The organism is Kitasatospora sp. NPDC093550, from assembly GCF_044764985.1.
Lineage (GTDB): Bacteria > Actinomycetota > Actinomycetes > Streptomycetales > Streptomycetaceae > Kitasatospora.
The window spans coordinates 52,686-71,690 of the sequence record NZ_JBIWJF010000012.1 but is presented as its reverse complement, the minus strand read 5'-3'; the positions used below and the strand labels follow the sequence as shown (position 1 = coordinate 71,690).

The window sequence follows — 19,005 nt, the reverse complement described above, 5'->3', positions numbered from 1 at the left end:
CGCCGGGGGCAGGGAGCCGTACTCCCGGGCCCGTCGTGTCGCCCGAGTACCGGCGAACGCCGCCGCCCGGGGAAACTGGTGTCATGGCCGTGCCCCGCAACCTCCTCGCCGCCGCCCTGCTGGCCTGCGGCGCCGCAGCCGCGCTCACCGGCTGCACGCCCGCCGAGTCCCACCCGACGGTGGCCGCCGCCTCCGCCGCCGCGGTCGCCGACGAGGCGGCCGACGGCCTGCTGGACGAGGACGACGAGTTCCTGGAAGAGGAGGAGGACGAGGCCTACTCCCCCGCCGCCGGACCGTCCGCCACCGGGGCTTCGACCGCCGGGCCGGAGTGCACGGCCCCCGCCGAGCTCCCCGGCCACGAGGTGCTCGTCGTGGTCGCGGCCGGCCCCGCCGAGATCACCGCCCAACCCGCCCGCCACACCTGCGACCCCGCCCGCTACGTCCCCGCCGGCAGCCCCGTCCACTACGGCTTCGCGGCGGCCGGCGTGACCGCCACCCTGGTCGACCGGCCGCACGGGGACCCGGCCAAGGCGGTACCCCTGCCCGAGCTGATCACCCACCTCGACGACTGCCTGGCGGAACGGGACCCGGCGGACCCGTTCGGCTGCCACGGGAACGCCTACGACGTGGTGCTGGACTCCCACGGGCGGATCATGCGGATCGGCGAGCTCGCGGGGCCGTGAGGGGGAAGGGGTCCGGCCGGGGACGAGTCCCCGACGGGCGCGGCCCTGACGCGCGGGTACCAGAGGGGCGGCGGGGTACGGGTGGGCGTCCGCGGTGGCGGCGGTGTTCCCGCTGGTGGGGGGGTGGGGCCGGTGCCGGGTGCCGTCCCGGCGGGCGTCGGGCAGGTCCCCCGGCCGGGGCGGCGGCGTGGTGGGCCCCGGGGGCCGGCGCGGCGCATACGGTGTAGAACCTCCCCGCAACTGTTGACATTCGGCTGAGCTACGCGCGTCAGCCGCCCCCCAGCTGCGGGTTTTTGACGTTCTATACCTCCACCGGAGCCTCCCTTGGGGCGGGTCTTACTCGCGGCCTCGTTGACCCGGTTTCAGCGGCTCTGCTTTGCTTCCGGCCGTCGACGACGAACCGGGCCCCCAACCCCGGTGCGGCGACCGTCCCTGACCGGCGGTCCGCCGTTCCGGCCTGCCGTCGTCGCGCTTCCCTTCGTCCCCCCACGGTGCCGCCGCGCCCCACCGGTGTGCGGTCGGCGCCCGAGAGAGGAACCCTCACGATGGGCATCTCCCCCACCTCCCGCTCCTCCCGCTCCTCCCGCCGGACGCGGGTCCGGGCCCTGACCGGGCTCGGCGCGCTGGCGCTCGCCACCGCCGGTTTCGCCGCCGCCCCGGCCGCCCAGGCGGACCAGCCGGTGCCCGAGACCGCCGGGCACACCCACCCCTACCGGCACGGCACCGTCCCCACCAAGGAGGCCTCCGCCGCGGCCACCGGGAAGCGCACCACGAACCTCAAGTACGGCGGCGGCGTCGACGGCATCGGCGTCACCACCGGCGCGCCGAAGGTCTACCTGGTCTTCTGGGGCACCCAGTGGGGCACCCAGGGCACCGACACCAACGGCTACACCACCCTGACCGGCGACCCGATGGGCGAGGCCGTCCGCGCCCAGCAGCTCTTCAAGGGCCTGGGCACCAACGGCGAGACCTGGTCCGGCGTCATGACCCAGTACTGCGAGGGCGTCGCCACGGGCGCGACCAGCTGCCCGGCCACCGCCGCCCACGTCGGCTACCCGACCGGCGGCGCGCTGGCCGGCGTCTGGGTGGACTCCTCGGCCGCCGCCCCGGGCCAGGCCACCGGCAACCAGCTGGCCGCCGAGGCGGTCAAGGCCGCCGGGCACTTCGGCAACACCACGGCCGCGTCCAACCGCAACGTGCAGTACGTCGTGCTGTCGCCGACCGGCACCCACCCGGACGGCTTCAACACCGCGTCGGGCAACTTCTGCGCCTGGCACGACTGGAACGGCGACACCACGCTGAGCGGTGGCGCGGCCGCCTCCCCGTACGGCGACGTAGCGTTCACCAACGACCCGTACGTGACCGACATGGGCACCTCCTGCGGGCAGAACTACGTCAACAGCGGCAGCGCGGGCCTGCTGGACGGCGTGACCATCGTGTACGGCCACGAGTACTCGGAGACCGTCACCGACCAGAACCCGGCCGGCGGCTGGACCGACTCGACCGGCTACGAGAACGCCGACAAGTGCGCCTGGAAGGGCACCGGCGGGGTCGGCGGCGCGCAGAACGTGGCGATGGCGACCGGGTCCTTCGCCATGCAGGGCACCTGGGCGAACGACTACAACAACGGCGCGGGCGGCTGCGAGATCTCGCACCCGGTCGTGCACTGACGCCCGGCGACCGGTGACGGTCGGGCGGGGACGGCTCGACTGACGGCGGTCGGCCGAGCGGAAGCGCCGGGGCGGGCTGTGCGGGCCCGCCCCGGCTTTTCGCGCGCCCGGGCGCCCGTGTTCCCGGAGCCCGTGTTCCCGGAGCCCGCGCGCCCGGGGGCCCGGCGCTACGGGGTGACCAGGCCGAACTCGTAGGCCTGGATGACCAGGTGGACGCGGTCGCGGGCGTCGAGCTTGGTGAAGAGCCGGGCGACGTGGGCCTTGGCGGTGGCCACGCTGATGGTGAGCTCCGCGGCGATCTCGGCGTTGGACAGGCCGCGGCCGACCAGGGTGAGCACCTCGCGCTCGCGCTCGGTGACGCTCCCGGTGACGGCCCGCCGGGGGCGGTCGGCCGCGCCGGCGGCCGGGCGCGCGGCGAACTCGCCGATCAGCCGGCGGGTGATGCCGGGGGCGATCAGCGCGTCCCCGGCGGCGACGACCCGGATGCCGTCCAGGATGGTCTCCAGGGCGAGGTCCTTGACCAGGAAGCCGCTCGCGCCCGCCCGCAGCGCGCCGTACACGTAGTCGTCGTCGTCGAAGGTGGTGAGGACGAGGACGTGGGTGGGCAGGTCCGGGTCGGCGGTGATCCGGCGGGTGGCCTCGATGCCGTCCGTGCCCGGCATCCGGATGTCCATCACGGCGACGTCGGGGCGCAGCCGGGCGACCAGCTCGACGGCCTCGGCGCCGTCGCCGGCCTCGCCGACCACCTCCAGGTCCGGGGCGTCGGCGATGAGCACGCGCAGCCCGGTGCGGATGAGCGGCTGGTCGTCCACCAGAACGACGCGGATCACGGTCCCACCTCCACGGGGATCGGCAGTCGGGCGGCGACCAGGAAGCCGCCTCCGGGGCGCGGGCCGGCGGTGAACTCGCCGTGCAGCAGGGCGACCCGCTCGCGCATGCCGGCGATGCCGTAGCCGGTCCCGGGGGTGGCGCCGGTCGGGCCGGCGCCCAGGTCGACGACGGTGACGGCGAGTTCGCCCGGCCGGTGGTCGACGGTGACGTGGCAGTCACGGGTGCCGGAGTGCTTGACCACGTTGGTCACCGCCTCCTGGACGATCCGGAAGGCGGCGAGGTCGACGTCGGCCGGCAGCGGGCGCGGTTCACCGCTGCGGGTCACCGCGACCCGGACGCCGGCGCCCGCGCCGCGCTCCACCAGGCGGTCCAACTCGGCCAGGCCCGGGGCGACTTCGAGCGGGGCGGACTCCGGTTCGCCGGCCCGCAGCGCGCCGAGCATCCGGCGAAGCCCGGCCAGGGTCTCCCGGCTGGTGGCCTCGATGGCGTTCAGCGCGGCCCGGGTCTCGGCGGGCTGGGTGTCCATGACCCGGCTGCCCATGCCGGCCTGGATCGCGATGATGCCGATGGCGTGCGCGACCATGTCGTGCAACTCGCGGGCGATCCGCAGCCGTTCGGCGGTGACGGCCTGCACGGTGGCGCGGCCGCGCAGGGCCTCGGCGTGGGCGCGGCCCTGGTGGATCGTGTTGCCGATCAGCCAGGCGATCAGGACGGTCGCGGCGAGACCGGCGTAGGCCAGCGGGTTGATGGCCTGGCCGTGGACGGCCCCCCAGAGGAACAGTCCGACGAGCAGGACGAGCGGCATCCCCAGGGCGGTGAGCGAGACGGCGCGGGAGCGGGTGGCCGCGCAGTAGCCGACCACGGCGTCCGCGATCAGGAACTGCAGCGGCGCCGTCTCGGGGACGGTCCACATGCCGAGCGCGTAGACGCTGCCCGCGAGCGCCACCGCGACGGCGGCCAGCGGCAGGCGGACCAGGAACGTCGCCACCAGGGTGGTGACCACGGCCGTGACCACGAGCGGCATGTCCTCGGGGTTGCCGTGGTACTCGAGGAGGTGGCGCAGTTCGTCGGGGCGGGTGAAGAACCGGATCACCACCAGGGTCGCCCAGAACGCCCCCACCCACAGGCCGGCGGGCAGGCGCCTGAGCAGCGGCGGGCGGGCTTCGGTGATCATGACGCGATGGTAGCCGCGGCCCGTCCGGCGGGGCATCGGCCCGCGGGCGTACGTCCCGGGGCCAGTACCGCGGTGGGCGGTTGTGGCCCGCCGCCCGATGCCGGGGCGGGGCCGCGACCGGCAGCGTTCTCCCCGTGATCGAGATCGAGCGACTGACCAAGCGGTACGGCGCCACCACGGCCGTCGACCAGTTGACCTTCACCGTCCGGCCCGGCGCCGTGACCGGCTTCCTCGGCCCCAACGGCGCGGGCAAGTCCACCACGCTGCGGATGATCCTGGGGCTCCACGCCCCGAGCGAGGGCAGCGTCACCGTCGACGGCGTGCCCTTCGCGAACCGGCCGCGCGGACTGCGGCACGTCGGCGCGCTGCTGGACGCCGGCGACGTGCACGGCGGCCGCAGCGCCCGGGCGCACCTGTCGGCGCTGGCCCGGAGCAACCGCATCCCGCTGGGGCGGGTGGACGAGGTGCTGGCGGAGGTCGGGCTCGCCGAGGCCGCCGGGCGGCGGATCGGCGGCTACTCGCTGGGCATGAAGCAGCGGCTCGGGATCGCGGGCGCGCTGCTCGGCGATCCACCGGTGCTGCTGTTCGACGAGCCGCTGAACGGGCTGGACCCGGAGGGCGTGCTCTGGGTGCGCGGGCTGTTCCGCCGCCTCGCCGCCGAGGGGCGCACGGTCTTCGTCTCCAGTCACATGATGGCCGAGATGGAGCACACCGCCGACCGCCTGATCGTGATCGGACGCGGCCGGCTGATCGCGGACGAGGGCCTGGCGGAGTTCTCGGCCCGCAACGCGGTGTCGTCGGTGGCGGTGCGGACACCGGAACTCGCGCTGCTGGCCGAGGTGTTGCGCAGCGAAGGAGCCGACGTGCGGGAATCGGACGCCCGGTGCGGGACGGTGACCGGCCTGCCGGTCGAACGGGTCGGTGAACTCGCCCTGCGGCACGGCGTGGTGCTGCACGAACTCGCCCTCCGGACGTCGTCGTTGGAGTCGGCGTTCCTGTCCCTGACCGCCGACAGTGTCGAGTACCTGGCTGGAGAGGCCCGATGAGCACGACCCTCGCCGTTCGTCCCGTGGGGCAGGCGCCCCGGTTCGCCGATCTGCTCGCCGCCGAGTGGATCAAGCTGCGCTCGCTGCGGTCCACGTACTGGGTGCTGGCACTGGCCTCGCTGGTGGCGATCGCGGTGAACCTGAACGCCGTCCACTCCGACCTGACGTACATCGACCACGCGCCCCCGCCGCCGCCCGGCCTCCCGGCGTACCGGTACGACCCGCTGTTCCACGGGCTCGGCAACGTCGCGGGCGACCTGATGGCGATCGCGGCCGGCAGTCTCGGCGCGATCACCGTTTTCGGCGAGTACACCACCGGCCTGATCCGCACCACCTTCGCCGCGGTACCGGACCGGCGGGGCGTGATCGCGGCCAAGGTGCTGCTGGTCGCCGGGATCACCGCGCTCGCCGGGGCGGTGGTGTCGGCCGGGTCCTTCTTCGCCACCAACGCGATGCTCGCCTCGCGGCACCTCGGGCTCTCCATCGCCGACGAGGGCTGCCTGCGGGCCGTCCTCGGCTACGCGGCGATCGTGCCGGTCTGCGCGCTGATCGGGATGGCGCTGGGCGCGCTGCTGCGGCACGCCACCGCCTCGATCGTGTCCCTGGTGCTGCTGATGTTCGTCCTGCCGCTGATGTTCGGCGGGGACCGCTACCGGTGGCTGAAGGAGATCGGCACCCATCTGCCGCTCAGCACCGTCAGCCGTCTCACGATCAGGCCCGACTCCTCGGCCACGATGGGGAAGTACGCGCCCACCGTGACGGACGCGTGGATCACCATGGGGCTCTGGGCGGTGGTCGCGGTGACGGTGACGGTGGTGCTGGTGCGGCGACGGGACGTGTGAGGCGGGGGCCGTCACCGCGGCGGCGGGTCAGACCGCGACGGCGCCGGCCTTGGTGCGGAAGGCGGTGAGGGTGGCCGCCGGGACGCCGCAGGCGGGCAGGAAGGAGGCGGCGCCGCCGTGGTGGGTGCGGACGCGGTCCAGGAAGACGGACATCGCCTCGGCCGGGGCCTCCAGGAGCGGGGCCGGGATGGTGAGGTTGCGGCCCCGGGAGTCGGTGACCCGCGAGGTGGTGCGGTCGTTGAGGGCGGTGCGGTGGCGCTCGGCGAGGCCGGCGAAGATCTGCGGAAGGGCGTCGGTGGTGCGGGCGTAGTCGGCGACGATGAGCTCGGCGGGGACGTCGAGGAGGTCGAGGAGCAGCGCGGTCAGCAGACCGGTGCGGTCCTTGCCGGCGGCGCAGTGCAGCAGGACGGCGCCCGGGCGGACGGTGGCCTCGACGGCGGCGGCGACCGCCTCGGGGGCGGACTCGGCCAGCAGCACGTAGAAGTCGCCGAGGTCGGCGGCGGTGGCCATGGTGGCCATCCGCGCGGTGAGGGCGTCGGTGGCGGGGTTCACCGGGGCCGCGACGACGGCTATGCCGGCCGCCTCGGCGGCGGCCCAGTCGGCGGGGTGGGTCTCGCGCGGGTCGCGCAGGTCGACGATGGTGCGGATGTCGCAGGCGCGCAGCTGGGCGACGGTCGCCTCGTCGGCGGCCGGGAACGGCTGGGCGGAGCGGTAGAGCACACCCGGGCGGAGCCGACGGCCCTCGGGGTCGCCGAGGACGGCGGCGTCGCGGAAGTTGACCAGGGACATGCGGGAGGCCTTTCGGTGGAGCCGCGCCCGGAGGAGCAGGACATCTAGACGTCTAGATGTCTAACGCCTCCCGGGGGTGCCGGGCAAGCCGCGGCACCGGCGCATCCCTCCATCCCACTCCTGTCGGCGGTCGGCGGCGACCGGGAGCGGTCGGCCGCGCCCCGCGGGCTTCGTAGGATCGGTTCGTGGCCACCAACCAGCCGAGCGACGGGCAGCAGGGCGACGGGCGGCGGAGCGCCGAGCAGCAGGGCGACCGGCATCCGGGCGCCGAGGCGGCCGAGCGGCCGAGGACCCCGCTGTACCGGAGCCTGGCCCGCCGGCTCCAGGAGCGGATCGACACCGGGGCGTACCCGGCCGGCACCCGGCTGCCGAGCGAGCCGGAGCTCAGCGCCGAGTTCGGCGTCAACCGGCTGACCGTGCGGCAGGCGGTCGCGGAGCTGGAGCGGGCGGCCGTGGTGGAGATCCGCCGGGGCGTGGGCACCTTCGTCCGCCCGCCCGCCGTCCGCGTGTCGATCACCGTGGACCCGCGCAGCCAGCGCTTCGACCTCGGCAGCGTGCACGCCGCCCTGCCCGACGTCGGCCGGGGCGAGGACGAGGGCGCGAACGGGGGCGACAACGGGGGCGGCGGAGCGGGGGACGGCGAGTTCGTCGTGGCCGCGCCCCCGGTGAGCGGCACGGCCGAGGACACGGAGGCGGCCCGGCAGCTGGGCCGCGCGCCGCGGGAGCTCTCCCGGGTGGACTCGGTGATCCGACTGGGCGGGCGGGCCCGGGCGGCCTGCAGCTACTGGGTGCCGTTCGGACCGCTGCCCGCCGAGCTGCTCCGGCCGGGCCGCGCCGGGAACCTGGTGCTGGACCTGGCGCGGGCGGCCGGGGTGGAGCTGGAGTACGACTGGCGGGCCTTCGGCGCGGTCGGCGCGGACCTCGCGGACGCCGAGCTGCTGGGCGTCCCGCCGGGCACCGCGCTGCTGGTGCGCGAAGGCGTCAGCTGCACCCCGGACGGCACCCCGGCGCTGTACGTGCGGCGGCGGATCGACGGCAGCAGCGCGCGGTTCGTCCTGCACTTCCGGGACCGGTAGGGCCGGGCGTCCGGCCGCACCGGCACCCGGCTTCCGGGTGCCGTGCGGGACGGCTCCCCGGGGCGGCGGCACCGGCCTTCGGCCGTACCGGTCCTGCTAGTGTTCAGCGCCGCATTACCAGGTCGTACGGGGGATGGCAGGACACGGTGACCGAGGGGATCGAACACGACATACCCACCGAGCTGGCCGAGGCCTACCTCGTCCTGCTCGCCGACGTCTCGCGCACCGGACGGCTGCTGCGCCGCGGCGAACTGGAGGGTCTGCGCAAGCTCGGCGAGCACTGCGCGGAGGCCGGGTACGGGCTGCGCGAGGTGGTGGCGCACTGCCTCGCGGCGGCGCGCCGGGCCTGGCAGACCCTGCCCGGGGCGGCCACCGCGACCAGCGTCACCGAGCTGCGCCGGACGGGCGACGCCGTGCTCGCCGTCACCGACGCCGCGCTGGCCGCGCTCGGCGAGGGCCACGAGCGCGCCCAGCGCCTGGCGGTCCGTCAGGCGGAAGCGGCCCGAAGGGAGTTCATCGACGACCTGCTGTTCGGCCGCAGCGACCTCGGCCTGCTCGCCGAGCGCGCCGAGCACTTCGGGCTGCGGCTGGCGAGCGCGTACACGGTGGCGGTCGCGGTGGGCGACGAGCCGTTCGCGGACGTGCACCCGCTGGTGCACCGGGTGGAGCGCGAACTGGCCGGACGGTTCGGCGAGCGGGACGTCCTGCTGGCCGGCAAGGACGGCCGGCTGGTCTGCATCGCCCCGGACAGCGAACGGGCCGTGCTGGAGGCCTTCGCCGACCTGACGCTGCGCCCCGGCCCCGGCTACCGCCCGGTGCTGCGGGTGGCCACCGGCCGCCGGCACTCGGGCCCGAGCGGGGTGCTGCGCAGCTACGAGGAGGCACTGGACGCACTGGACTACGCCCGGCGCCTCGACCTGCCGGCCAAGCAGCTGAAGGCCGAGGAACTGCTGGTGTTCCCGGTGCTGATGCGCGACCGGGCGGCCATGGCGGACCTGGTGCGCAGCGTCCTCGGCCCGCTGACCGAGGCGCGCGGCGGCGCCCGCCCGCTGCTGGACACCATCGCGGTGCAGGCGGAGGCCGCGTACGTGAACGCGGAGGCGGCCCGCCGGCTCGGGCTGAGCGTGCGCACCCTGGGCTACCGGCTGGAGCGGATCAAGGCGCTCACGGGGTACGACCCGTCGGACGCGCTGCAGCGCTTCACCCTGGAGACCGCGGCGATGGGCGCGCGGCTGCTGAACTGGCCGGAGCAGCCCCTCTGACCCCACGCGCGCAAACCCGCGCGCAGGAGCTGCGACGGCCCGGCGACCGACCTGTTGCCGGGCTGTCGCAGTGTCACGGGGGCCGTCCGTACCAGGCTGTCAAAAGGCCGTAAAGATTGCCGGATCCTGGCAATGTGCCGCCGGCTCCGGGACTGCCATGATCTCCCCGGCGCCGAAGCGCGGTGCCGGGGGAAGGGCGGGGGAGCGTGGCCGGGACGGGGGGATTCTTCGCGGCCGCGCTGGCCTTTCCGACCGCGCTGTTCAGCTTCGCGCTGGTGGTGGTCGTCGGGTACTGGCTGGTGGTGCTGCTCGGGGGACTGGGGTTCGGCGCCGTGCACGGGGGGCACGGCGGCGGGCACCACCCGGGTGCCGATCACGTCGGTCACGGCGGGCACCTCGGCCAGGTCGGCCACGTGGGTCACGTGGGTCACGTCGGGCACGGTGCCGGGGGGCACGGTGTCGGGGGGCACGTGACGCACGGGACGACCGGCGGTCACGGCACCGGGGGGCACGGCACCGGCGGCCACGGCCCCGACGCGGGCAAGGACGCCCACGCGGGGGCCGGCCGCCACGGGGGCGCGCCGGACGCGCTGGGGCTGGGCGGGGTGCCCGTGACGGTGGCGGTGTCGCTGCTGGTCGCCCTCGCCTGGTTCGTCAGCCTGGCCGGCACCGTGCTCACCTCGGGGGCGCCGGCGCGCGGCGGTGTGTTCGTCGTCGCGCTGGTCGCCTCCTGGGCGGGCACCAGGGTGCTCGTCAAGCCGCTGCGGCGGCTGTTCCCGCAGGACCGGCCGACCACCCGGGGGGACTTCGTCGGCCGGGTCTGCGTGATCCGGACCGGCCGGGTGACGGGCGGCTTCGGGCAGGCCGAGGTCACCGCCGAGGACGGCTCCACCGCGACCGTCCAGGTCCGCACGCCCTCCCCGGAGCCCGGGCTGACCGTCGGGCGGACCGCCCTGATCTACGACTACGACGCCGAGGGCGAGCACTTCCTGGTGGCCCCCTTCGACCCGTCACCGCCGGGCCTCGACTGACGCCGCCGCGTCGGCCGGCACCCCGTCGCACTCCGCCGTTCACTCCACTCCTCGCACCGTCCCGCCATCGTCAAAGGACTCCGTGATGGACACCATCGCCGTGGGTTTCGGCGTACTCGTCGCCGTCGTGCTGCTCATCGTGCTCGCCATGCTGCTGTTCGTGGGCCGCCTGTTCCAGAAGGTCGAGCAGGGCAAGGCCCTGATCGTCTCCCGGACGAAGAAGGTGGACGTCACCTTCACCGGCACGATCGTCCTGCCGATCCTGCACAAGGCCGAGCTGATGGACATCACCGCCAAGACGGTGGAGATCCACCGGGCCGGCCGGGACGGTCTGATCTGCCGGGACAACATCCGCGCGGACATCCGGATCTCCTTCTTCGTCCGGGTGAACAAGACCGTCGAGGACGTCGTCAAGGTCGCGCAGTCGATCGGCACCGCCCGGGCCAGCGATCCGCAGGCGATCCAGGACTTCTTCGCCGCGAAGTTCGCCGAGGCGCTCAAGACCGTCGGCAAGCAGCTGGACTTCACCGACCTGTACACCCACCGGCACGAGTTCCGGGACCAGATCATCGCGGTCATCGGCACCGACCTCAACGGCTACACGCTGGAGGACGCGGCCATCGACCACCTGGAACAGACCCCGATGAGCCAGCTGGACGGCGACAACATCCTGGACGCCCAGGGCATCCGCAAGATCACCGAGCTGACCGCGATCGAGCACGTGCGCACCAACGAGTACCAGCGCACCGAGGAGAAGGAGATCACCCGGCAGAACGTCGACGCCCGGGAGACCGTCCTGGAGCTCGAACGCCGCCAGGCCGACGCCGAGATCCGCCAGCGCCGCGAGATCGAGACCCTGCGGGCCAAGGAGGACGCGGTGATCGCCCGGGTGCAGGAGGAGGAGCGGCTCAACGCGCAGACCGCCTTCCTGCGCACCGAGGAGCTGCTCGGGGTGCAGCGGGAGAACCAGGCCCGCGAGGTCGCGGTGGCGCAGAAGAACCGCGAGCGGGTGATCGCGGTGGAGAACGAGCGGATCGAGAAGGACCGCCTGCTGGAGGTCGTCGGCCGCGAGCGGGAGACCGAGCTCGCCACGATCGCCAAGGAGAAGGAGGTCGAGTCGGCCAAGCGGGACGTGGCCGACGTGGTCCGCGAGCGGGTCGCGGTGGACCGGACCGTCGCCGAGCAGGAGGAGGCCGTCAAGACGCTGCGCGCCACCGAGGAGGCCGAGCGGGTCCGCAAGGCCGTCGTCATCCAGGCCGAGGCGGAGGCGCAGGAGCGGCTCGTCAAGGACATCAAGGCCGCCGAGGCCGCCGAGCAGGCCGCCGCGCACAAGGCCCGCGAGGCGCTGGTGCTGGCCGAGGCCCGGCAGCGGGCGGCCGAACTGGACGCCGCCGCCAAGATCCGGATGGCCGAGGGCGTCCGGGCGGAGGCCGCCGCCGAGGGCCTGGCCCGGGTGCAGGTGCGGGAGCAGGAGGCCGCGGCGGTGGAGAAGGTGGGTCTCGCCGAGGCCGCCGTCCAGGCCGAGAAGGCCAAGGCCGCCGCGCTGGAGGTCGGCGCCAAGCTGAAGGCCGAGGCCGAGGGCCTCACCGAGAAGGCCGTGGCGATGGCCAAGCTGGACGAGGCCTCGCGCGGGCACGAGGAGTACCGGCTGCGGCTGGCCGCCGAGAAGGACGTCCGGCTGGCCGGGCTGGACGCGCAGCGGCAGATCGCCGAGGCGCAGGCCGCCCTGGTCGCGGCCGGGCTGGAGAAGGCCAAGATCGACATCGTCGGCGGGGACTCGGTGTTCTTCGACAAGCTGGTGCAGTCGGTGACGGCCGGCAAGAGCGTGGACGCCTTCGTCGGCCACTCGCAGACCGCGCAGACCCTGGCCGGGCCCTGGCTGGACGGGCGGGCGAGCTTCACCGAGGACCTCACCAGGGTGCTGTCCTCGGTCTCCACCGCGGACGTGCAGAACCTGACGGTGTCCGCGCTGCTGATGAGGCTGATCGGCTCGGGCGCCGGCGAGCAGTCCGGACAGCTGCGCCAACTGCTGGATTCGGCACGGAAGCTGGGCGTCGCCGAGACCCCGATCGGGGCGCTGGCCGCGATGAACGGCTCCAAGTAGCCGCCCGCGCCCCGCAGTCACCCCCGACGTCACCCGAGTTCACCCCCTGAGCACCCGAGGATCTGACCGTGGACGCCCTCGACGCCCGGCTCGACGCCGGCACCTACGAGGTCCTGCGCGACCGGCTCGCCCGGGCCGCCGCCGAACTCGCCGACCGCGCAAGGGCGTTGAACGCCCGCCGGGTCGAGGAGTTCGGCGGCGGGGAGCTGCGGCTCACCGGCACCGGGCGGCTCACCACCGCCCGGGCCTGCCTCCCGCAGGACCTGACCGCCGCCGGCGGGCTGCTGCTGCTCGGCACCCGCCCCACCGGGGTCGTGGCCGGCGCCGAGGACTTCACCGACGTCCTCGGCCTGCACCACCCCGACCTCTCCCCCGCCCCCGCCGAGGGCACCCTGCTGGACGACCCCCGGCTGCGCCAGGACCTGGCCGACCTGCGGCGCTACTTCCGCGACGCCCGTCTGGAGCGGCTGCGCCCGGCCGGGGGCCGGCTGCTCGCCGTCTTCCGCACCGGCCCCACCGCCGCCGACGTCCGGGTGCTGCGCTGGCGCCTCGAGGACGGCGCCGACGACGCCCGGCCCGCCTACCTGGACGGGCGCGGCGAACGCGACCACACCCCCGCCGACGGACAGCAGCTCGCCTGGACCGCCCTCACCCGCGACGACCAGCTGCCGGCCGGCCCCGGCCGGCCGCCCCGGGCCGACCTGGCCGGCGAGCTCCACCTCGGTGTCGACGGCGGCCGGTTGACCCTCGCCGCCCCGGACGGCCGTGAGCTGCACCGCGAACCGCTCGCCGAGGCCCTGCAGACCCTCGCCGACGCGCAGATCGCCCACGCCCGGCTCGGCACCCTGCTGCTGGTGCGGGTGCGCCCGTACCAGGAGGAGACCGTCCGGCACCTGGTGGTGCACCTGCCCACCGGCGCCGTCACCCGGATCGACCCGCTCGGCCAGGCCTGCCTGCGGCTGCCCGCCGACCAGGGCGTGGCCTTCCCCGGCGGCTGCCACCTGGCGGACGGCACCGTGCGCACCTTCGACCAGCCGGTGGACGGCCTGGCGTACGAGCGCACGATCGTCTCGCCCAACGGCGAGGACGTGCTGTACGAGTTCCGCGCCCCCGACGGCCGTGCCCTGCTGCAGCCGTACAACAGCGTCCGCCAGGAGGCCGCCGCCCCGCTGCCCTGCCAGGGCTACGCACTGCTCGCCGACGGCACCCTGATCGCCCTGCGCCCGGCCGAGGACGGGCCCACCCGGCTGCACCCCGTCCAGCTCTGGCAGACCCCGTTCACCAGCGAGCGCTTCGCGGCCGAACAGCCGCCCGGCACCGGCCCGTTGGCCCGGATCGGGAACGCCGACCTGGTCCGCGGCCTGGCCGACTGCCTCGCCCTCGCCCGGCTGGCCGCGGCCGGCGCCGACACCCCGGCCGGCCACCGCGCCGTCCTCGCCGCCTGCACCCGCACCGCCGACCGGCACCACTGGCTCGGCCAGAGCGGCCTCGGCGACCTCACCGCACCGCTCGCCGAGATCCGCGACACCGCCCGGCAGGTCATCGCCGAGTACGAGGCGATCGCCCGGCTCACCGCGCACGCCGCCGGGCAGACCGACGAGGCGGCCGAGCACGTCGAGGGCCTGCTGCGCACCGCCCGCGGCGAGACCCTCGCCGACGCCGCCGAGTGGGTCGACCGGCTCGCCGGACTGCGCCGCGCCCAGGGCCGGGTCGAGGCGCTGCGCGACCTGCCGCGCGCCGACCCGGAGCGGATCGACGCGCTCGCCGCGCACCTCGCCGAGGGCCTGGCCGAGGCCGCCGTCCGGGCCGTCGGCCGGCTCGCCGAACCCTCGGCCTTCGAGCCGCACCGCGCCCGGGCCGCCGCACTCGCCGAGCGGTGCGCCGCCCTCGCGACCGCCGCCGGGGCCGAGCCGCTCGGCCTCGAACTGGACACCCAGACCGAGGCGCTGCAGACCGTCTCGGAGCTGGTCGGCACCCTCGACCTGGCCGACGCCACCACCCGCACCGCCATCCTGGACCGGCTGGCCGACGTCCTCGGGCTGCTCAACCGGGCCCGGTCCGCGCTCACCGTGCGCCGACGGGAGCTGCGCACCCGGGAGGCCGCCGCCGAGTTCGCCGCCGAGACGGCCCTGCTCGCCCAGGCCACCACCGCCGCGCTCGCCGCCGCCGACACCCCCGAGGCCTGCGACGACCGGCTCGGCCGGCTCCTGCTGCGGATCGAGCAGCTGGAGACCCGCTTCGCCGACGCCGACCCGGCCCTCGGCGAGCAGCTCGCCGACCGGCGCACCGAGATCCACGACGCGCTCACCGCCCGCCGCCAGCACCTGCTGGAGGAGCGGGCCCGCCGGGCCGACCGGCTGGCCGCCTCCGCGGAGCGCGTCCTCGCCACCCTGCACCGGCGGCTGGCCGCCCTGGACACCGCCGCCGAGATCGACGCCGCGCTCGCCGCCGACCCGACGGCCGTCAAACTCCGCGAGCTGGCCGGCCAGTTGACCGCGCTCGGCGACCGGGTCCGGGCCGAGGAGCTGACCGGACGGCTGCGCGCCGCCCGCGGCCGCGCCCACCGCGCGCTGCGCGACCGCGCCGAACTCGCCGGGGACGGCCCCGGCACCCTGCGGCTCGGCCGGCACCTGTTCGCCGTCACCACCCAGCGGCCCGAACTCGTCCTCGTGCCCTGGCGCGGGCGCCCCGCCTTCACCCTCACCGGCACCGACTACCGCTCCCCCGTGACCGACCCGGCCTTCGCCGCCACCGCGCGCTACTGGGACCGGCCGCTGCCCTCGGAGACCCCGCGGCTCTACCGCGCCGAGTACCTCGCCGCGAGCCTGCTGCTGGCGGCCGAGTCGGGCCCGGCCGGCGACGGCCCGCTCCGCGACGCGCTCGCCGGACCGTTCTCCGGCTCGCTCTCCGGCTCGCCCGGCGACGCGCTCGCCACCGACGCGGACCTGCTGGAGTACGTCCGGCGGGCCGCCGAGCGCCGACCGGACGAGGGCTACCAGCGCGGCGTGCACGACCACGACGCGGCGCTGCTGCTCCGCGCCCTGATCGAACTCGGCGCCGAGGCCGGCCTGTTGCGGCACCCGGCAGCCGTCCGGGCGGCCGCGCAGCTGTACTGGGCGCACGGCGCCGACGAGCGCCAGCGGCTGCTCTGGCACACCCGGGCCCGCTCGCTCGGCCTCGCCCGGCAGGCCTTCGGCGGCGCCCCGGTGCTGGACGCGCTGGCCGAGCTGGCCACCGAGCTCTCCGCCGCGGTCGCCGGGTTCGTCCCCGGAGCGGACGCCGCCGGGCCGTACCTGGTGGCCGAACTCGCCTCCGCGGAACCCTCGTTCGTCCACTCGGCCGGAGCCGCCGCACTGCTCGACAAGTTCCGCGCCGCCCCCGAGTCCACCGGCCTCACCGAGGCGCTGGCCGCCCTGCCCGACGAGCCCGGGCTGCTGCCCGTACGACGCCGGCTCGCCACCGCCTGGCTGGCGGCGAGCGCCACCGACGCCGACCCGGCCGACCTCGCCGAGGCCGTCGCCGTCCTGCTCTGCCCGTCCCTGCCGCGCCGGCCCGTGGAGGCGGCGGTGGGCACCCGGCTGACCGGGCTGCTCGGCGACCACCCGCGGCTGGTCGGCGGCGCGCTCGACCTTCGCCTGGACGAACTCCTCTCCAGGGTGATGGAGTTCGAGGAGGTCGAGGTGCCCGGCCACCGGGCCTACCAGAAGCTGCGCGGCGAGCTGCTGGCCGCCGAGCACGCCCGGCTGCGGCTCGACCAGTACCGGCCCGCCCCGCTCAACGGCTTCGTCCGCAACCGGCTGATCGACCAGGTGTACCTGCCGCTGATCGGCGACAACCTGGCCAAGCAGCTCGGCACCGCGGAGCCCGGCGGGCCGGTGGACCGCAGCGGCCTGCTGCTCCTGGTCTCCCCGCCCGGCTACGGCAAGACCACCCTGGTCGAGTACCTCGCCGAACGGCTCGGCCTGCTGCTGGTCTCCGTCAGCGGCCCGGCGCTCGGCCACCGGGTCACCTCGCTGGACCCGGCCGAGGCCCCCGACGCCACCTCCCGGCGCGAGGTCGAGAAGCTCAACTTCGCCCTGCACGCCGGCGACAACGTGCTGCTCTACCTGGACGACGTCCAGCACACCTCGCCCGAGTTCCTGCAGCGCTTCATTCCGCTGTGCGACGCGCAGCGCCGGATCGACGGCGTCTGGAACGGCGAGGCCCGCGAGTGGGACCTGCGCGGCAAGCGCTTCGCCGTCGTGATGGCCGCCAACCCGTACACCGAGTCCGGCCGGCTCTTCCGCCTGCCCGACATGCTCGCCAACCGCGCCGACGTGTGGAACCTCGGCGACGCCGTCGCCGGGCGCGAGGACCTCTTCGCGCTCAGCTTCATCGAGAACGCGCTGCCCGCCAACGCCCACCTGGCCCCGCTCGCCACCGCCGAGCGCGCCGACCTGGACACCCTGCTCGCCCGGGCCTCGGGCGTCCCCGGCGGCACCCTGGCCGGCGCCTGGCCCGCCGCCGCGGTGGAACGGATGACCGCCGTCCTGTCCGGCCTGCTGCACCTGCGCTCCACCGTGCTGGCGGTCAACCGCGCCTACCTGGACTCCGCTGCCCAGGACGACCGCAACCGCGCCGAGCCCCCGTTCCTGCTCCAGGGCTCGTACCGCAACATGGCCAAGCTCGCCCAGCGCCTCGACCCCGCGCTCACCCGGCCCGAGCTCGACGCCCTCCTCACCGACCACTACCGCGCCGAGGCCCAGCCGCTGGGCGCCGACGCGGAGGCGCAGCTGCTGAAGCTGGCGCAGCTGCGGGGCGCGCTGACACCGGAACAGGCGGAACGCTGGGCCGAGCTCAAGCGCGCCTGGCGGGGCTGATACGGCCGGCGCGGCAGAAGCGCCGGCACGGCTCGGGCACCGGCGCGGCGCGGCTCGGGCACCGGCGGGGCTCAGGCACCGGCGGGGCCGAAGCACCTCTCACGGGGCTGGGCGCCGACCCGGGGGAGCCGGCGCCACCAGGGCGCAGGTGCTGCGCGCCGTCGCGGTCGAGACGCTGCTGTGCGTGGCGGCCGGCACCCTGCTGGGCGGGCTCGGCACGGCCGTCAGTCCCGGCGGTTCCCGGGCCGCCCTGACCCACCCGGTCGGCCCGACCCCGGTGGTCGTGCCCTGGGACGCGCTGGGCACGCCGGCCGGCTGCTGCGCCGTCATCGCCCTCACGGCGGCGGTGGTGCCGGCCGCCCTGGCGCTGCGCGAGGGGCCCGGCCGCGGAAAGTGCTACCAGCGTACGAACCCTCCCGGCGGGTCAACCACCGTGGCGCCGCCCGGAGTCGGCCCCCGCCCGCGGCTAGCGTGTCCGGCATGGGCGCTCAGCAACTCGATCTGGCCGGACTGCGCCGGGTGTACGGGCGGACCGGCAGCCGGTGGTTCTACACCCGGGTGGCGCGCAACGCCCGGCACTGGGGGTGGACCGAACCGGGGCAGTCCAAGTGGCGGCTGTGGCGGGCCCAGCGGCAGCTGGAGGACGTGCTGGGGCGCAAGCTGGCGCTGGCGCCCGGAGCCCGGGTGCTGGACGCCGGCTGCGGGGCCGGGGTGGTGGCGCGCGCGATGGCGGCCCGGTTCGGACTGGTGGTGGCCGGGGTCGACGTCCTGGACTTCCACCTGGCCGAGGCCCGTCGGCTCAGCGCCCGCGCCGCGCTGGACGGTCGGACCGCCTTCTCCTGGGGCGACTTCCACCAGCTGCCTTTTCCCGAGGACGAGTTCGACGGCGTCTACTCGATGGAGACGCTGGTCCACTCCTACGACCCGCCGCGCGCCCTGGCCGAGTTCCACCGGGTGCTGCGCCCGGGCGGCCGGCTGGTGCTGCTCGGCCCGATGAGCACCGCCCCGCTGGACGAACTGGATCCGGACACACGGGCGTTGCTCGAACCGTACCTGGACGCGATGGCCATGACGGGCGCCAAGCTCTACCACGCCCGCAACCTGCCGGAGCTGCTCACCGCGGCCGGGTTCGAGGTCGAGGAGGCCCTGGACGCCACGCCGTACTACACGCCCACCTCCGAGGCGGTGTACGCGTACTTCCGGCTGCCGTGGGAGCTGCTGCGGCGGGTCGGCGATCCGGCGAAGTGGCTCAACCTCCGTTCCACGGTGGAGATGTACGCCGTCCGCCGGTACGTCGCCTGGTACGTCCACACCGCCGTGAAGCCGTCGAGGTGAGTGCCGCCGCGAACGGACGCCCCGCCCCGCTGCCGTACCCGAACGGCCGGTTCTGCGTCGGGCGGGTGCGCGAGCTGCCGCCCGGGCGGGTGCGGACGGCGCGGCTGACGGGCGAGGACGTGGTGCCGTACCGGACCCGCCGGGGCGCGGTGCGCGCGGTCGGGCCGTTCCGGCGCTGGGCGCGGCGGTTCTACCCGGGGGCGAACCCCGTCGAGTCGGAGGGGAACGACCCGGCGGGGAACCCCGTCGGCCCGGTCGGGAACCCCGTCGGCCCGGCGGCGGCTCCCGTGGAGTGAGCCCCGC

At 75.6% G+C, this 19,005-nt stretch carries 14 protein-coding genes; 11 read left to right on the top strand and 3 right to left on the bottom strand.

Annotated elements, in window-relative coordinates; translation table 11 throughout:
• Nucleotides 1-83: 83 nt before the first annotated feature.
• Both ACIRD3_RS20495 and ACIRD3_RS20490 read left to right on the top strand, forming a co-directional pair.
• Nucleotides 84-683, top strand: a complete 600-nt coding sequence (locus tag ACIRD3_RS20495; protein WP_402218442.1) for a hypothetical protein — start codon at nucleotides 84-86, stop codon at nucleotides 681-683.
• 545 nt (nucleotides 684-1,228) lie between these two features.
• Nucleotides 1,229-2,353, top strand: coding sequence for a hypothetical protein (locus tag ACIRD3_RS20490; protein ID WP_402218440.1), 1,125 nt, complete (start codon nucleotides 1,229-1,231; stop codon nucleotides 2,351-2,353).
• 167 nt (nucleotides 2,354-2,520) lie between these two features.
• Here ACIRD3_RS20490 and ACIRD3_RS20485 read toward each other — a convergent pair whose 3' ends face one another.
• Together ACIRD3_RS20485 and ACIRD3_RS20480 are read right to left on the bottom strand one after the other, a co-directional pair.
• Nucleotides 2,521-3,183 carry a response regulator gene (locus tag ACIRD3_RS20485; protein WP_402218437.1) on the bottom strand — a complete coding sequence of 221 codons (663 nt, stop codon included), beginning with the start codon at nucleotides 3,181-3,183 and terminating at the stop codon, nucleotides 2,521-2,523.
• Nucleotides 3,180-4,358 carry a sensor histidine kinase gene (locus tag ACIRD3_RS20480; protein ID WP_402218434.1) on the bottom strand — a complete coding sequence of 393 codons (1,179 nt, stop codon included), beginning with the start codon at nucleotides 4,356-4,358 and terminating at the stop codon, nucleotides 3,180-3,182. The genes ACIRD3_RS20485 and ACIRD3_RS20480 overlap by 4 nt, the downstream gene beginning before the upstream one ends.
• 134 nt (nucleotides 4,359-4,492) lie before the next feature.
• Here ACIRD3_RS20480 and ACIRD3_RS20475 point away from each other — a divergent pair, with 134 nt between their 5' ends.
• Both ACIRD3_RS20475 and ACIRD3_RS20470 read left to right on the top strand, forming a co-directional pair.
• The gene (locus ACIRD3_RS20475; protein WP_402218431.1) at nucleotides 4,493-5,404 is read left to right on the top strand and encodes an ABC transporter ATP-binding protein; all 912 of its coding nucleotides are present in this window, start codon (nucleotides 4,493-4,495) and stop codon (nucleotides 5,402-5,404) included.
• Nucleotides 5,401-6,246 (top strand): ABC transporter permease, encoded by an 846-nt coding sequence (locus ACIRD3_RS20470; RefSeq protein ID WP_402218428.1) that lies wholly within the window; start codon nucleotides 5,401-5,403, stop codon nucleotides 6,244-6,246. Before ACIRD3_RS20475 ends, ACIRD3_RS20470 begins: the two co-directional genes overlap by 4 nt.
• Before the next feature lie 27 nt (nucleotides 6,247-6,273).
• Here the strand turns inward: ACIRD3_RS20470 and ACIRD3_RS20465 are convergent, their stop codons facing one another.
• Nucleotides 6,274-7,035, bottom strand: coding sequence for a tyrosine-protein phosphatase (locus ACIRD3_RS20465; protein ID WP_402218425.1), 762 nt, complete (start codon nucleotides 7,033-7,035; stop codon nucleotides 6,274-6,276).
• Nucleotides 7,036-7,220: 185 nt separating this feature from the next.
• On the opposite strand from ACIRD3_RS20465, the gene ACIRD3_RS20460 reads away from it, so the two are divergent.
• From ACIRD3_RS20460 to ACIRD3_RS20430, 7 genes are all read left to right on the top strand, one after another.
• Nucleotides 7,221-8,111 carry a GntR family transcriptional regulator gene (locus tag ACIRD3_RS20460; RefSeq protein ID WP_402218422.1) on the top strand — a complete coding sequence of 297 codons (891 nt, stop codon included), beginning with the start codon at nucleotides 7,221-7,223 and terminating at the stop codon, nucleotides 8,109-8,111.
• A 146-nt stretch (nucleotides 8,112-8,257) separates the two neighbouring features.
• Nucleotides 8,258-9,373, top strand: a complete 1,116-nt coding sequence (locus ACIRD3_RS20455) for a PucR family transcriptional regulator (protein ID WP_402218419.1) — start codon at nucleotides 8,258-8,260, stop codon at nucleotides 9,371-9,373.
• A 206-nt stretch (nucleotides 9,374-9,579) separates the two neighbouring features.
• Complete coding sequence (locus ACIRD3_RS20450) at nucleotides 9,580-10,404, top strand: hypothetical protein (protein WP_402218417.1); 825 nt, start codon at nucleotides 9,580-9,582, stop codon at nucleotides 10,402-10,404.
• 85 nt (nucleotides 10,405-10,489) lie between these two features.
• The gene (locus ACIRD3_RS20445; RefSeq protein WP_402218414.1) at nucleotides 10,490-12,508 is read left to right on the top strand and encodes a flotillin family protein; all 2,019 of its coding nucleotides are present in this window, start codon (nucleotides 10,490-10,492) and stop codon (nucleotides 12,506-12,508) included.
• A gap of 68 nt (nucleotides 12,509-12,576) precedes the next feature.
• Complete coding sequence (locus ACIRD3_RS20440) at nucleotides 12,577-17,367, top strand: DNA repair ATPase (protein WP_402218411.1); 4,791 nt, start codon at nucleotides 12,577-12,579, stop codon at nucleotides 17,365-17,367.
• Between the two features lie 480 nt (nucleotides 17,368-17,847).
• On the top strand, nucleotides 17,848-18,702 hold the full coding sequence (locus ACIRD3_RS20435) for a methyltransferase domain-containing protein (protein ID WP_402218408.1): 855 nt from the start codon (nucleotides 17,848-17,850) through the stop codon (nucleotides 18,700-18,702).
• Entirely contained in the window at nucleotides 18,699-18,998 is a 300-nt protein-coding gene (locus ACIRD3_RS20430; RefSeq protein WP_402218406.1) for a hypothetical protein, read from the top strand. Before ACIRD3_RS20435 ends, ACIRD3_RS20430 begins: the two co-directional genes overlap by 4 nt.
• Nucleotides 18,999-19,005: the final 7 nt, after the last annotated feature.